Source organism: Bacillus nitratireducens, assembly GCF_001884135.1.
Taxonomy (GTDB): domain Bacteria; phylum Bacillota; class Bacilli; order Bacillales; family Bacillaceae_G; genus Bacillus_A; species Bacillus_A nitratireducens.
This window is the reverse complement of record NZ_MAOC01000027.1, coordinates 113014-127568: the sequence shown is the minus strand read 5'-3', so window position 1 is coordinate 127568 and position 14555 is coordinate 113014. Positions and strand designations below refer to the sequence as shown.

The following is a 14555-nucleotide window of genomic DNA, read 5'->3' as shown; positions in this document are numbered from 1 at the left end:
AAACTACAAAAACAAACAAACTCGTCCTACTAAGAGGGGAGTTTGTTTGTTTGTTTTTTGTTTAGATAATGGAATGTTCATGCTAAATTGTACACTACGTTCCATATTCTTTATAGAATACTTTATATCTAGCGTTTCAAGAATTTGTTTAACAATATATAGCCCCAAACCACTTCCTCCAGTATTTCGATTCCTTGATTTTTCAATTCGATAAAATGGTTTGAAAATTTGTTGTATATCCTCTTCTTTAATATTGACACCTGTATTCATAATTTGCATTTTGATTTGACCTTGTTTAGAATCCTCACTTAACTTTATATAGACTTTTTCATTATGTGGTGAATACATGACCGCATTATGGATAATATTTTTACATGCTTTTTCAAAAAGAACACGATCTGTATAAACAGAAAGATCAGAATCAATTTCTTTTATTATTTGGATGCTTTTTTGAGAAGCAAAAAATTCGAGATCTTTTGTGATTGTACCTATTAACTTTGAAAGATTAACTTCTTCTATTTTTAGTTTAAAGGTGTGTTGTTCTAATTTCGACATGCTTAAAATTTCACGAACTAATTGTTCCATACTTTCAATAATTTGATGATTTTTCTTTAAATATTGATCACGATTTTGATAAGGGCCAATATTGTATATCATCCCTTCTAAGGATCCTTTCATTACAGTAAGAGGGGTCTTTAATTCATGTGCTACAATCGCAAAAAACTCTCTGCGTTTTGTTTCTATTTCTCGTTCTTTTTCAATATCATTTTTTAATTGCTGATTTGCTTTTTTTAAATCAAACATAGCTTGTTGTAAGTTAATAGACATGTCATTCAAACTATTAGATAATTCTCCTAACTCATCTGTAGAGCGAACCTCAATTTTTTCGGAGAAATCTAAATTTGCCATCTTTTGTGCACCCTCATTAATATAAATAAGTGGTTTTGTAATAAACCTGGAATAGAAATAAGCACTCCCTATACCAATTATGAGTACAATGATACTAATATAGGGGAGAAAGCGTACTAAAACCTGTGAAGCTTCATCAATTGGTTGAAATGTAGCAAAGACTATAAGCGTTAAACTACCATCTTGGAATTGAATTGGTTTCGTAACGTTATATGAATTGCTAAGGGTACCTGCATTTTCAAACCGTGTCGCTCTAGTAACTACTGTTGTTTGCGAACCATTTTGAGTAAAAGAAAATGAAGGAGAGTATTTAATTATTCCCTCATTATTTTGAAGATAAAGCATCGCATTATTTTTTTTTGCATATTCATCAAAAAGTGGTATCGCATCTTGAAACGTAAGATCTTTAGACTTATCAATGATTTCTTTTATCCCTGTTTGAAGTTGATCTGTTTTGTATTGCTCATAAAACGTAGGGAGAAAGAAGTATAAAATTAAATAAATCAATACTGCAAAGGATAACAAAATGAGAGAGGTAGTCATAAAGAGTTTATAAGTAATTTGCTTCATCTTCATAATTTTTATAATGCTACTCATCAATTTTATAACCAATACCCTTTATTGTTTTAATGTAAGGAATAGCTAATTTTTTACGTAGGTTTTTAATGTGTGTATCAATTATTCGTGTTTCTCCAAAATAATCGTACCCCCAAACTTTTTCTACGATATTTTCTCTTGTGAGTACTTTTCTCTCATTTTGAAATAGTAGTTGTAGAATTTCAAATTCTTTTGTCGTTAATAAAATTTCAATGTCATTTACATATACTCTATATGCATCAACATCGATACGCACTTCTTGAAATACCAAATGATTATTTACATTTTTATCATAACTTCTTCTAAGTACAGCTTCGACTCGTCTAATCAAAACATGAAACGAAAAGGGTTTTGTTATATAATCATCGATTCCAAGATCAAACCCTTTCATTTGATCTTCTTCCTCTTCTAACGCAGTTAGCATAATAATTGGTACGTTTGACTGACTTCGAATCATCTTGGATACTTCAAATCCATTAAGATTGGGCATCATTACATCTAGAAGAATTAAATCAAAGGATTGCTTATTAAATTGTGTCATACCCTCTAATCCATCTGATGCGACTACCACTGTATACTGTTGTGTCATTAAAAATTGTTTAATTAATTCCTGAATTTCTTGATCGTCTTCTACCACGAGAATATGATAGTTTTTCATAATATCACCTCTGGTAGTCATTATAGCCGTACTATCTGTAGTTTATGTGGAGAAACAGTGGGACGATTAACGTATTAGCTCCATTTTCAAGATTGTGTATTCTCCATAAAAAAGTATTATTACCCATATTCCTTTTTTATGGAGAAATATTTGTGTGCTTGAAAAAACTTATCATATAAAAAGCTGAACGATTAATATTTACGAAAAACTAATGTATAATAATGTAAATTGCATGTAGTTTTTTAAACTGTTTGAAAATATACTTTCGATACTTTACTAGAAGGGAGAAAGGGAGATGAATTTAAATATAAAAGAAGCCAGCGAAATTCTAGAGCGTACGCCACAAACTTTGGAGTTTTTTTGCTAATTTAGTAAAGGCCTAAGGTGCGAACTAGGGATTATTTAAATCATGTGAGAAAGGTTGTGAAATTATTTGATGAGTTATAAAGCGATGCTGTTTGATTTAGATGATACGTTACTTGATAGGGATAAGGCAGTAGATAAATTGTTTTTATTTGTTTTAGAAAAGTGTTATGAGGATGTTAGTGATACAGTCAAAAACAATATGTTACAGAAATTCAAAGAATACGATAAAAGGGAATACGGCATTAGTGATAAAACGATAGTTTTAGAATCATTATTTAATGAATTCGCGCCGAAATATAGATTGCCACACAATTATATCCAAGATTTCTGGAATGAAAATTTCCCTAAATGTTTTTCAATAGACCAAAATACTATTCATTTCTTAAATCATATAAAGAGGCACTTTAAAATTGGAATTATAACAAATGGCTCAACGCATAGACAAAAAGCTAAAATAATTAACACAAATTTAAACAATTACTTTGATACTATCATTATCTCTGAAGAAGTGGGACTTAGTAAACCTGATAAACGTATATTCGAATTAGCATTAAATAAGCTAAATGTACAGCCGGAAAATACTTTATTTGTTGGGGATGACTTAGAAAAGGATATTGCTGGTTGTCAAAATGCAAATATAAAGGGTGTATGGTTTAACCCTCAGATAATCAAGAACACTGCCGAAATACAACCGTATGCCGAGATTAATACTTTGGATAGTTTGTTAAGTTATGTTAAACCACAATATTTTTATAACAAGTAAAACCAATCTCGATATTTAATAATTTCATTGACCGTATTAGTAATATAAATAATTTATATTTGAAATAACAAGAGGCTACTTTGTTTGCTGTATCTAATTTGAACTATGATTAATATGAAGAGCTGCAATACAAATTTACTCATACTGTGTAAGTAATAAAGGGGTGAGACTATGGAAATAAAGAAATTAGTTATCGATGGAATAAATATTGCGGTCATAAAAAATGATAAAGTACTAATATCTGATGTTCAAACTGCGTTGGATCTTATGGCAACAGTTCAATATGAAGTAGATGCGAAACATATTATTATCGACAAATCATTAATAAGTGAAAAGTTCTTTGACTTAAAAACACGCCTTGCGGGTGATATTCTTCAAAAGTTTATAAACTACAAGGTAAAGATTGCTATCATTGGAGATTTCTCTATGTATACTAGTAAAAGCTTAAAAGATTTTATTTATGAATGTAATAAAGGGAAAGACATTTTTTACTTAGCAACTGAACAACAAGCAATTGAAAAACTAAGTACATTAAAGTAATAATAATACCTCAGTAAAATCTTCCTCTTTTCATGTCGCTAATTATTTACAACATATAAGAACTAACGTTTGTGATAAACTAAGAAATGAATAAAGGGGGATTTTTCTTGAACACTTTTAATGATACAATCCGAAAATTAAACAATTTAGTTTACAATCCTAACAAATTAATAATCACGAATCTAAAAGAAGAAAAGCAAAACGCAGAATATGCAGGATGTTTATTCCACTTAAATCATAAAAGCATTCGTTTTAGAATATCAAAAATTACGCCTAATAAAATTGGTCAATTTGTTTCTTTTTGGGAGAAAGATGACAATATGCAAAATCAAGCATTTTCTTATAACGCTGCTCCTGACTTATTAGTTATCACTTGTATTGATGATAATAAGCTAGGACAATTTATTTTCCCTAATGAAATTCTACTTAAAGAAAAAATATTAAAAACGCAAAGTCAAAAAGGGAAGATGGCTATGAGAGTTTATCCAATTTGGGATATCCCTGTTAGCAACCAAGCTAAAAAGAGCCAAATGTGGCAACTTCAATATTTTGTTGATTTAAGCGATCATAATAATTTACCTATAGACAAACTATTAAATTTGTATTTGTAGCTTCTTTTCTTAAGTAATCTTATGAGTTAGACTTTTTGTACCGGTACAGTTATACGAAATGTACATTGTTTGAGTACCTCATCAAATTTACAATCAGCATATACTATTTTAACTTATAAAATTTAAGGGGTGCTGATTATGACAAGTCTACAACAAAAACTTTTTACAAGATTGAATCTTGCAAACCATACTGAAGTTAAGTTTGAAGAATTAAATACAATTCTCTTTGCATTTGCACACACTATACCATTTGAGAATTTAGATGTTATAGCACGCAACGCGAATACAATTACTATGGGGAATTTACAGAATAAAATTTTAACTACATCTCGCGGTGGACTTTGTTATGAATTAAATACTCTATTTTACTACTTTTTAAAAGATTGTGGTTATGATGTACAACTTGCACTTGGAACCGTATATAAAAATGAAATAAACGCATGGGCACTTGAGGATGGGCATATAACGATTATTTTAAATTATGCTAACGAACGATACTTAATTGATGTAGGTATCGCTTCATTAGTACCTTTAATCCCTGTACCTTTTACTGGAGAGTCTGTTTCCTCTAAAAATGGTTCGTATCGAGTGAGAAAACGAGACACAAGTAAAGGAAATTACATTCTAGAAAGAAAAGATACGAACGGAGAGTGGAAAGTTTGTCATGCTTTTTATAATCGTATCATTGATGAAGCAGTAGTGAACAATGTTCAAAAAAGAGTAATAGAAGATGAGAAATCTATTTTTAATAAGGGACCAATTGCAGTTAAATTGACGGAATCTGGCCATGTCTCATTAACGAATACGAGTTTAACTGAAATGATTCATGAGGAAAAAACGAAACGCGTAATTACAGAAGATCAATATAGGGAGCTTTTATATACTTTATTTGCTATTGAGTTGTGATGAAACAAATAGCCAGCCGGTTCTTATTCAGAATCGGCTATTTTATTCATTTTTGATTTAAAAGATTTCTTCTAATATGCTTTTCGAATGTATAAAATTTATATTAGAGGTGATGAAATGAGTCACACTAGGCTAGTATATATGTTAGTAATATTAATATTATTATTGTTTAGTGGCTGCACAAAAGATAAAAAACAAACTAATCATTCTTCCGGAATTTCATTAGATAGCACTAATTTCAAATCAACTATTGAAAGTGCATTAAATCGGGATAAATTGCCTTTTGCCAAAACTGGGGGAATTAATTTAGGAATATATAATCTAAATGGAGAAATCGAGAAGGATTTCAACTTTAATATAGAAGAAAATCAAAGTCTTAAAAAATTTATTTCTTTAGGAAATCTAATTAAAACTGAAAGAGTTTATAAGATGTTTCTACTTGTTGATTATAAACAAAGTAAATTTAAAGTTGATGATAGAGAGTTAGCAAAAGACTTCACCTTTCAAGTAGGTGCGGGAGAAGCAGTGGAAATCCCGATAGAAATTCCACCATTACCAAAGGGGTTGCATGATATAACTTTTGTTATTGCTAAATTCCCAGATAAAAAGATATTGGATGAAGAGTTCAGGAAACAAACTGATGCCTCAAATCTTCTGTTTGTAAGATTTAGTACAGTAGTAGGTGGGGATGAGACTGTAAATAATCAAGTTAAATTTAATAGTTACGGAGAAATGAAAACAGAGGATATTTTAGATGGTGTTTTTATTGCTAAAGAAAATAATTACAAGAGATGGTTAACTCAAGAAGTAACTAACGATAAAAATTTGAATTTCTATACGAAGGTCGGCAATAATAGTAATTTAAGAAAACAATATGCATTAATACAATTCTTTGATTGGGAGCAAATGAAATTTATAGATAATAAAGATGTATTATTTTATGATTTAGAACCAAATACAGTTTATACTGTAAAGTCTCAAATTCCTATAAACAAAGACAAAGGAGTGTATGATCTAACACCGATTTTAATACATAATCCTTTTCAAAAAGTCACAGTATACAATCAACAAATAGATACAGCAATTAGGGTTGGAGTAAATGTAGAAGATTAATAAATAGGGATACGGTTTTAAATAGAGGAAAACAGAGTGATATATTGACTGGACTTAAAATAGAGTAGTCTAGTCTCTTTTTTATTTATTGAAAAGTAATTAAGAAAAACTAGAAGCTAATGAAGTGACATTTTTAATTTTAAACAATACAGTTTGATTTTATTAATAGATATAATACACTAGAACAGTATGAACAATGAATTTTGAATGTAAAGGAAGATTTTTATGTCAGTTATCGATAAATTGAAACTAAATAAGTATACAAATATGGTCGTAATTAACGAACCAAGTGATTATGACATTTTCACAGGGAAAGAAACTGCATTTTCAAAAGAACACGATGCTATTTTTATTTTTGTTGAAACGCTTGATGAAATGGTGAAACAAACGAATTTTATTATTAATAATGAAGAATTATTACTTGAAAAAGGTTATGTGTTTTTCGCATATCCGAAAAAAGGTAATGCTCGTTACAGTACGTTTATTCACCGTGATGAAATGTTTCCTGCATTAAACGTTGGTGAAGATGGGTATGTAGGACAGAGTAATATTAAATTTGCAAGAATGGTAAGTATGGATGATGTATTTACTGTTGTAGGTTTAAAGCGTGAAAAGAAAAAAGAGAAGAAAACGCCTGCTATGAGTCAATGTGTTGCTGATTATGCAGATCGTATTCAAGATGTCGAAGCATTATTGGCTAATCATCCAGCTGAACTTAAGTTTTATCAAAGTATAACTCCTGGTTATCAAAAAGATTGGGCACGTAATTTATTTTCTGTGAAACAAGAAAAAACACGCGATAAACGTCTTGAGAAAATGATTGAAATCCTTTCACAAGGCTATAAAACAATTGAATTATTCCGTAAGAAGAAAAAATAATAATTAGGAACGTCACAATGATGCAACAATTAATTGCAAAGAGTACATTGAAAAGAGGATTCCTTTCAATATACTAAAATATGTTCTTATATTTAAATAATTAGCAAAAGAGAAAAGGTGTTTGAAATGAAATCGTATATTGTAGTTGGAGCGGGAATTTTAGGGGCATCTACTGCCTATCATCTTGCTAAGACTGGTGCGAAGGTTACTATTGTAGATCGTCAAGATTTAGGTCAAGCAACTGACGCAGCAGCAGGTATTGTCTGTCCGTGGCTGTCGCAACGTCGTAATAAAGCATGGTATAAAATCGTTAAAGGCGGTGCACGTTACTATTCTTCGTTAATTCAGCAATTAGAAGAAGACGGTGAAACGGATACAGGTTACAACCGTGTAGGTGCAATTAGTTTACATACTGATGAGAAAAAACTAGATCAAATGGAAGAGCGAGCGTATAAACGCCGTGAAGATGCACCGGAGATTGGTGAAATCACTCGTTTAACAGCTGAAGAAACGAAAAAGTTATTCCCAGCATTATCGGAAGAATATAGTTCTGTTCATATTAGTGGCGCTGCACGAGTAAATGGAAGATTATTACGCAACGCATTAATAAGCGCTGCGAAAAAGCATGGTGCAACTTTCATAAAAGGTGATGCAGTATTAGTCCGTGAAGGGAATCATATTACGGGAGTTAAAGTAAATGATGAAACAATTGTAGCGGAAAAGGTAATAGTAACTGCAGGCGCATGGGCGAACGAAATCTTAAACCCATTAGGAATTAATTTCTTAGTTACGTTCCAAAAAGGACAAATTGTTCATTTACAAATGGAAAATACAGCAACAGGAAATATGCCAGTTGTTATGCCGCCGAACGATCAATATATTTTAACGTTTGACGATGGTCATGTCGTAATCGGTGCTACCCATGAAAATGACACTGGTTTCGATCACCGTGTAACAGCGGGTGGTTTACATGAAGTATTCCATAAAGCGTTAACAGTAGCGCCTGGTTTAGAAGATGGTACAATGATTGAAACAAGAGTTGGCTTTAGACCGTTTACACCAGGGTTCTTACCTGTTATTGGTCCACTACCTAAATTTGAAGGGATTCTCGTTGCAAACGGATTAGGTGCTTCGGGTTTAACTGCGGGACCATACTTAGGATCTCAACTTGCTAAACTGGCATTAGGACAACCAATTGAATTAGATTTAAACGATTATGACGTTGCTGGGGCAATGGAATAGTAATAAACAAAAAGATTAGGAGTGATTTCCTAATCTTTTTATTATGTTATTTGGGCGTAACTAAGTATTTTTGGAGGTAAGAGTTCTTTTAAACAAGGGGTACCACCACATCGCTATCAAGTTAAGAAAATAAATAATCCACAAAACGAAAATTTTTTGCCTTTTATAGCAACGAAGTGCATTTTTATCGTTTGAGGCATTAGAGAAGAAAGATTGATTCGTTCAATATAGAGACGAATATCCTTTCTTTTAATACATATCAGAAATATAAACAATAACCTCAAAAACTGGAGGCTATTCAATTTCACAATCTATTATGAGCAATTACAAAAGGTAAGCTCTTTAAAGTCTGTCCCATCGCTGTATTCGTAAAATGATGAATAACATCAAAAACCTCAACTTGATGGATATTAGTGAACCGTTTCACAAATGAAATTAAAGCGATAGACGGGATCCAAATTAAAGTTTTTTAAACCTAATTGGACTTACCATTAAGAGAGCAAGGATTAATGTAATCCATGCATTGCTATATGAAAACAATCCCATACCGGCCAATGGTAATCCAGCAGCTGGAATAGGTAATCCCATAAAATATCCAATGGTTGGTTTTATACTAAATTTAGCTAATCTTAAAGCACCCATCGTTGGGAAAAGGATAAATGCCAAAGAAGTTAAAATAGATGGTGTTGCTATCGAATGAAATAAAAGTGCAGGAGCAACGCCGAAACTAACAATATCAGCTAAGGAATCCAATTGTACACCAAACTCACTGTTCACTTTTAATTTTCTCGCAATTCTTCCATCAAGGAGATCTAAAACAGCTGAAAAGAAAATAAAAATGGAGGCTACTTCCAAATAGTCACTCATATTCATGGTAATTGAAAAAACACCGCACAATAAATTTCCAATCGTAAATAAATTGGGTACAGCTTTTACTATGTGATTGAACAAGGTTGTCCCCCCTAAGTTGATCAAACTTCACGTTTATGTAGCATTTTCTATATATTCTTCCGTTATTCTTGAAAATATATGACCACTGTATGCTAAGTAAATTTCGACAAGAAAAAAGTCGATTTCCTGTACGTTATGTTGGTAAGTCTATTATTGCTAATTTACCTAATATAAAAAAACCGTTTTTGAAAAAAAGAGTTATCCAAAATAGGCTCTAAACATATTTTATAGAATGACTTTTTATAAAATATGTTTAGAGCCTATTTTCGGTACGCGTTGTTGAACATTAGCACCCGATAGTTGAATTGCCGAGTAGTCAAACATTTTCCTCCGGTTTTAAATGTATTGTTTTTTATATGTTTAAGATTGATTTTGTCCGTAATTTCTTTAAATAAAGGTAGTCCACTGCCTAAGAGTACAGGAAACATATTAATCCGATATTCATCAATCAATTCAGTTAGTTTACGAAATTCTGGTTTTCCGCCAGAAAAGATTAGTTAGATATATTAATGATATAGTGGAACAAGATCATCGTTTTATCAATAAACATGTGCGTTCTATTTTGGGATTTAAGTCCTATAAAACAACATCTACACCCTAAAAGTTGCACCATATCTTCATATAGTCATAAAATTAATCTGTAGTCGAAAATACGTAAAGAGCTGCTAGAATGAATTACTGAGAATACGAAGAATAAAGGAGAGAGCGGAGTAAAAACTAAAAAAATTAGACAAAGAAAATGGAGAGATGAACTAAATGTTAAAGATCATCAAACATTTAAAACCATTTATTGCTTCCATCATTGCGGTTGTATGTCTTTTAACTGTACAGGCAGTATGCGATCTATCACTGCCAGACTACATGTCTAACATTGTCAATGTAGGGATTCAACAAAAAGGTGTAGAAAATGCAGTACCTGAGGTTATCCGTAAAAGTGAAATGGATAAACTTACGCTCTTTATGAATGAAAACGAGAAGAAAAAAGTTGCTGACAACTATGTGCTTTTAGATAAGAACGACCTCTCTCAAAGTGAACTAAAAAATGACTTAAAAGATTATCCACAGCTTGATAAAGAGCCACTTTATAAGTTACATACAGAAGATAAAAAAATAATTAACGAACTTAACGATACCTTTGGGAAACCAATGTTAATTACACAAGGAATTGAAAAAGGTGGCTCATCTGCTTTCTCTCCTGCTGCGATAGGTGACAACAATACACCAGCGAAACTGCCGCCAAATACAGATCCTTTTGCAATCATTGCGAAACTTCCTCAAGATCAAATCAATGCAATGAAAGATAAGGCAGATGAAAAGTTTAAGAATATGCCAGGCAGCATGGTAACACAGTCAGCTGTTTCATACATCGAGAATGAGTATAAGAAAATAGGTATCAATACTGATAAACTTCAATCTAATTTTATTCTTACTTCCGGCGGGAAAATGCTACTTTTATCCTTAGTAAGTATGGCAGCTACCGTTATCGTGAGTTTACTTGCTGCAAAAGTAGCTGCAGGACTCGGCAGAGACCTTAGAAAGAAAGTATTCCGGAAAGTTACAAACTTCTCGAATGCGGAGTTTGATAAGTTTTCCACTGCATCTCTAATCACAAGAAGTACAAATGATATCCAACAAGTTCAAACACTTATGGTTATGATGCTTCGCATTGTATTCTATGCACCAATTTTAGGTATCGGCGGCATTATTAAAGTACTTACTACAGACCTTTCAATGGGATGGATTATCGCAGTTGCGGTAATTGCGATTTTAAGCCTAGTCATTGGTTTATTTAGCATCGCGATTCCTAAGTTTAAGCGTATCCAAAAGTTAGTAGATAAAATTAACTTAATCACTCGTGAATCTTTAACCGGTATGCTTGTTATTCGTGCTTTTAATAATCAAAAACATGAAGAAAAGAAATTTGAAAAAGGAAATCAAGATTTAACAAAAACAAATTTATTTGTAAGCCGTTTAATGTCATTTATGATGCCAATGATGATGTTTATCATGAATGCCGTTACTGTACTTATTATTTGGGTTGGATCACACCAAGTGGATATGGGACATATGCAAGTTGGTGATTTGATGGCATTTATGCAATATACAATGCAAATCATCATGGCCTTCTTAATGATTTCAATGGTATCTATTATGGTTCCACGTGCTTCAGTTTCCGCACAACGTATCGCAGAAGTTTTAGATACTGGCATTACCATTAGTGATGTAAAAGAGCCAAAAACATTTGCTTCAGACAAGAAAGGTTACGTTGAATTTAAAAATGTTGGCTTTAGATACCCAGGTGCAGAAGAAGATGTGCTTTCCAATATCACCTTTACTGCGAAACCTGGTGAAACGACAGCTTTCATCGGAAGTACAGGTAGTGGTAAATCAACATTAATCAACTTAATTCCACGCTTTTACGATGTCACAAGCGGCCAAATATTAATAGATGGCACGGATATTAGAGAAGTATCGCAGAAGGAATTAAGAGAGAAAATTGGTTATGTACCGCAAAAAGGAGTTCTCTTCTCAGGTACAATCGAGAGTAATTTGAAATACGGTAAAAAAGAAGCAACTGAAGAAGAACTCGAAAAAGCGGCAGAAATCGCGCAGGCTATGGAGTTTATTAACGCGAAACCTGAAAACTTCCGTACAGAAATATCACAAGGTGGTACGAACGTTTCCGGTGGTCAAAAACAAAGACTTTCTATTGCGCGTGCTCTTACGAAAAAATCGGAAATCTTCATATTCGATGATAGTTTCTCAGCTCTTGACTTTAAGACAGACGCAGCATTGCGCAGAGCTTTAAACAATGAGATTACAGGAAGTACTATTTTACTTATTGCTCAAAGAATCAGTACAATCATGAATGCCGATAAGATTATTGTACTTGACGAAGGAAAAATAGTTGGAACTGGTACTCATGAAGAGCTTATGGAAAACTGTGAAGTTTATAAGCAAATTGCTTTATCACAACTTTCAAGAGAGGAGTTGTCATCATGAGTGATAGAAAAATAGAAAATACAAAACAAAGCGGCCCTGGTCCTGGCGGTGGCGGTCATATGGGCGGCATGAGAAAGATTGAGAAAGCAAAAAACTTCAAAGGAACGATGAATAAACTCCTTCAATACTTGAAGCCCTATAAATTATCAATCTTAATCGTTATCCTTTTCGCAATCGGTAGTGCAGCCTTTACAATCGTTGGTCCAAAAATTTTAGGAAACGCGACAACAAAACTTTTCGAAGGACTTGTAAGCAAAGTATCAGGAGCACCTGGTGCGGCCATTGACTTTACCTATATCGGAAACATTGTCATTTTACTCCTTGGATTATATATACTGAGCACTGTGTTTGGTATTATCCAGGGGTACATTATTTCTGGGGTAGCTCAAAAAGTATCTTATAACTTCAGAAAAGAAATCGATGAAAAAATTAACCGTATGCCGCTGAAATACTTTGATAAAACAACGCACGGCGAAGTATTATCGAGAATTACAAATGACGTAGATACGGTGAGCCAAACTTTAAACCAAAGTATGTCGCAAATCATCACATCCGTTATTACAATCATCGGTGTACTTATCATGATGTTATCAATCAGCTGGCAAATGACATTAGTGGCGCTCTTAATATTGCCAGTATCGATGATTCTCATCATGGCAGTCGTAAAACGATCACAAAAATACTTCAAATCCCAGCAAGAATATTTAGGACACGTAAACGGTCAGGTCGAAGAAATTTATAGTGGTCACAATATCGTAAAAGCCTTTAACAAAGAAGAAGAAGAAGTAAAAAAATTCGAAAAGGTAAATGATGCCCTTTACCATTCCGCATGGAAATCTCAATTTTTATCCGGAATGATGATGCCGATTATGACATTTATCGGTAATATCGGTTACGTCGCTGTATCTATTTTAGGTGGATGGCTTGCGGTAAAGAGAACCATCGCAGTTGGAGACATTCTAGCATTTGTGCAATATGTTAGAAGCTTTACGCAACCCATCGCTCAAGTAGCGCAAATCGCGAACGTACTTCAATCCACTGCAGCAGCTGCAGAAAGAGTCTTCGAATTTTTAGAAGAAGAAGAGGAAGTGCCAGAAGCAGAAAATCCAGTGAAGCTGCAAAAAGTTCAAGGAGAAGTTACCTTCCAAGATGTTCAATTTGGATACAATCCAGATAAGATCATCATCAATAATTTCTCATCTAACATTAAACCTGGACAAAAGGTAGCGATCGTCGGACCAACCGGAGCTGGTAAAACAACGATTGTAAAACTGTTAATGCGTTTCTATGACATAAACAGCGGTGCAATATGTATCGACGGTCACGATATAAAAGACTTCACGCGAGTAGACCTGCGCAACATGTTTGGTATGGTACTTCAAGACACTTGGCTATTTAACGGCTCCATCATGGAGAATATACGTTACGGTAGACTCGATGCTACAGACGAAGAAGTAATTGAAGCAGCGAAAGCAGCTCACGTTCACAATTTCGTAAAAACATTACCAAATAAATATCAAATGGAACTAAACGAAGAAGCAAGCAACGTATCCCAAGGACAAAAGCAACTACTAACAATTGCACGTGCCCTTATAGCGGATCCGAAAATATTAATACTCGATGAAGCAACAAGCTCCATTGACACTCGTACAGAAGTACTGATTCAAAAAGCGATGGAAAACCTTATGGAAGGTAGAACAAGCTTCATTATCGCTCATAGATTATCAACAATACGTGATGCAGATTTAATCCTTGTCATGAAAGACGGGGATATTGTAGAACAAGGTAATCATGAAGAGTTATTGAAAGCTGATGGTTTCTATGCTTCGCTTTATAATAGTCAGTTTGAAGGTGCGGATGCTTCTTGAGTTAGGTGAAAGTCCATTTAAATAACTAAACCCACGAAGAAAATGCATTTTCTTCGTGGGTTTTTATTATTTTTAAGGTTCTGTTACAAAGTTTTTAAAAGTAAGCTAGACATTTGCAAAACAGAGTGAGGAGCATGATAAATGGAATA

At 33.0% G+C, this 14555-nt stretch carries 12 protein-coding genes and 1 pseudogene; 10 read left to right on the top strand and 3 right to left on the bottom strand.

Annotated features, from left to right (window positions below; translation table 11 throughout):
* Window positions 1-3: 3 nt before the first annotated feature.
* Window positions 4-1506, bottom strand: coding sequence for a sensor histidine kinase (locus BAU23_RS11850; RefSeq protein ID WP_071734503.1), 1503 nt, complete (start codon window positions 1504-1506; stop codon window positions 4-6).
* On the bottom strand, window positions 1499-2164 hold the full coding sequence (locus tag BAU23_RS11845; RefSeq protein ID WP_016129528.1) for a response regulator transcription factor: 666 nt from the start codon (window positions 2162-2164) through the stop codon (window positions 1499-1501). The genes BAU23_RS11850 and BAU23_RS11845 overlap by 8 nt, the downstream gene beginning before the upstream one ends.
* A 436-nt stretch (window positions 2165-2600) precedes the next feature.
* On the opposite strand from BAU23_RS11845, the gene BAU23_RS11840 reads away from it, so the two are divergent.
* From BAU23_RS11840 to BAU23_RS11810, 7 genes are all read left to right on the top strand, one after another.
* Complete coding sequence (locus BAU23_RS11840; protein ID WP_033670181.1) at window positions 2601-3293, top strand: HAD family hydrolase; 693 nt, start codon at window positions 2601-2603, stop codon at window positions 3291-3293.
* Between the two features lie 171 nt (window positions 3294-3464).
* Window positions 3465-3833 carry a DUF4180 domain-containing protein gene (locus BAU23_RS11835; protein ID WP_000403432.1) on the top strand — a complete coding sequence of 123 codons (369 nt, stop codon included), beginning with the start codon at window positions 3465-3467 and terminating at the stop codon, window positions 3831-3833.
* Window positions 3834-3940: 107 nt separating this feature from the next.
* Window positions 3941-4444: a MepB family protein gene (locus tag BAU23_RS11830; RefSeq protein ID WP_016129530.1), complete on the top strand. Its 504-nt coding sequence runs from the start codon at window positions 3941-3943 to the stop codon at window positions 4442-4444.
* Window positions 4445-4582: 138 nt separating this feature from the next.
* A complete protein-coding gene (locus BAU23_RS11825; RefSeq protein ID WP_071734502.1) occupies window positions 4583-5350 on the top strand; it encodes an arylamine N-acetyltransferase family protein in 768 nt (255 codons plus the stop codon).
* Window positions 5351-5467: 117 nt separating this feature from the next.
* On the top strand, window positions 5468-6463 hold the full coding sequence (locus tag BAU23_RS11820) for a hypothetical protein (protein WP_071734501.1): 996 nt from the start codon (window positions 5468-5470) through the stop codon (window positions 6461-6463).
* Between the two features lie 225 nt (window positions 6464-6688).
* A complete protein-coding gene (locus BAU23_RS11815; RefSeq protein ID WP_071734500.1) occupies window positions 6689-7342 on the top strand; it encodes a YdeI/OmpD-associated family protein in 654 nt (217 codons plus the stop codon).
* Window positions 7343-7468: 126 nt separating this feature from the next.
* The gene (locus tag BAU23_RS11810) at window positions 7469-8584 is read left to right on the top strand and encodes an NAD(P)/FAD-dependent oxidoreductase (protein ID WP_016129534.1); all 1116 of its coding nucleotides are present in this window, start codon (window positions 7469-7471) and stop codon (window positions 8582-8584) included.
* A gap of 459 nt (window positions 8585-9043) precedes the next feature.
* Here the strand turns inward: BAU23_RS11810 and pssA are convergent, their stop codons facing one another.
* On the bottom strand, window positions 9044-9535 hold the full coding sequence (pssA, locus tag BAU23_RS11805; protein WP_071734499.1) for a CDP-diacylglycerol--serine O-phosphatidyltransferase: 492 nt from the start codon (window positions 9533-9535) through the stop codon (window positions 9044-9046).
* A 490-nt stretch (window positions 9536-10025) separates the two neighbouring features.
* Between pssA and BAU23_RS29755 the strand changes: the two are divergent.
* The 3 genes and pseudogenes from BAU23_RS29755 to BAU23_RS11785 all read left to right on the top strand — a co-directional run.
* Window positions 10026-10130 (top strand): annotated as a pseudogene (locus BAU23_RS29755) (IS6 family transposase); the annotation flags it as partial.
* Window positions 10131-10291: 161 nt separating this feature from the next.
* Window positions 10292-12538, top strand: coding sequence for an ABC transporter ATP-binding protein (locus tag BAU23_RS11790; RefSeq protein WP_071734497.1), 2247 nt, complete (start codon window positions 10292-10294; stop codon window positions 12536-12538).
* Window positions 12535-14406 carry an ABC transporter ATP-binding protein gene (locus BAU23_RS11785; protein WP_071734496.1) on the top strand — a complete coding sequence of 624 codons (1872 nt, stop codon included), beginning with the start codon at window positions 12535-12537 and terminating at the stop codon, window positions 14404-14406. The genes BAU23_RS11790 and BAU23_RS11785 overlap by 4 nt, the downstream gene beginning before the upstream one ends.
* Window positions 14407-14555 lie beyond the last annotated feature (149 nt).

Excerpts from the sequence above, each read along its gene's own strand:
- BAU23_RS11850 (WP_071734503.1), bottom strand. The coding sequence starts at position 1,506 with ATGAGTAGCATTATAAAAATTATGAAGATGAAGCAAATTACTTATAAA.
- BAU23_RS11845 (WP_016129528.1), bottom strand. The coding sequence starts at position 2,164 with ATGAAAAACTATCATATTCTCGTGGTAGAAGACGATCAAGAAATTCAG.
- BAU23_RS11840 (WP_033670181.1), top strand. The coding sequence starts at position 2,601 with ATGAGTTATAAAGCGATGCTGTTTGATTTAGATGATACGTTACTTGAT.
- BAU23_RS11835 (WP_000403432.1), top strand. The coding sequence starts at position 3,465 with ATGGAAATAAAGAAATTAGTTATCGATGGAATAAATATTGCGGTCATA.
- BAU23_RS11825 (WP_071734502.1), top strand. The coding sequence starts at position 4,583 with ATGACAAGTCTACAACAAAAACTTTTTACAAGATTGAATCTTGCAAAC.
- BAU23_RS11820 (WP_071734501.1), top strand. The coding sequence starts at position 5,468 with ATGAGTCACACTAGGCTAGTATATATGTTAGTAATATTAATATTATTA.
- BAU23_RS11815 (WP_071734500.1), top strand. The coding sequence starts at position 6,689 with ATGTCAGTTATCGATAAATTGAAACTAAATAAGTATACAAATATGGTC.
- BAU23_RS11810 (WP_016129534.1), top strand. The coding sequence starts at position 7,469 with ATGAAATCGTATATTGTAGTTGGAGCGGGAATTTTAGGGGCATCTACT.
- BAU23_RS11790 (WP_071734497.1), top strand. The coding sequence starts at position 10,292 with ATGTTAAAGATCATCAAACATTTAAAACCATTTATTGCTTCCATCATT.
- BAU23_RS11785 (WP_071734496.1), top strand. The coding sequence starts at position 12,535 with ATGAGTGATAGAAAAATAGAAAATACAAAACAAAGCGGCCCTGGTCCT.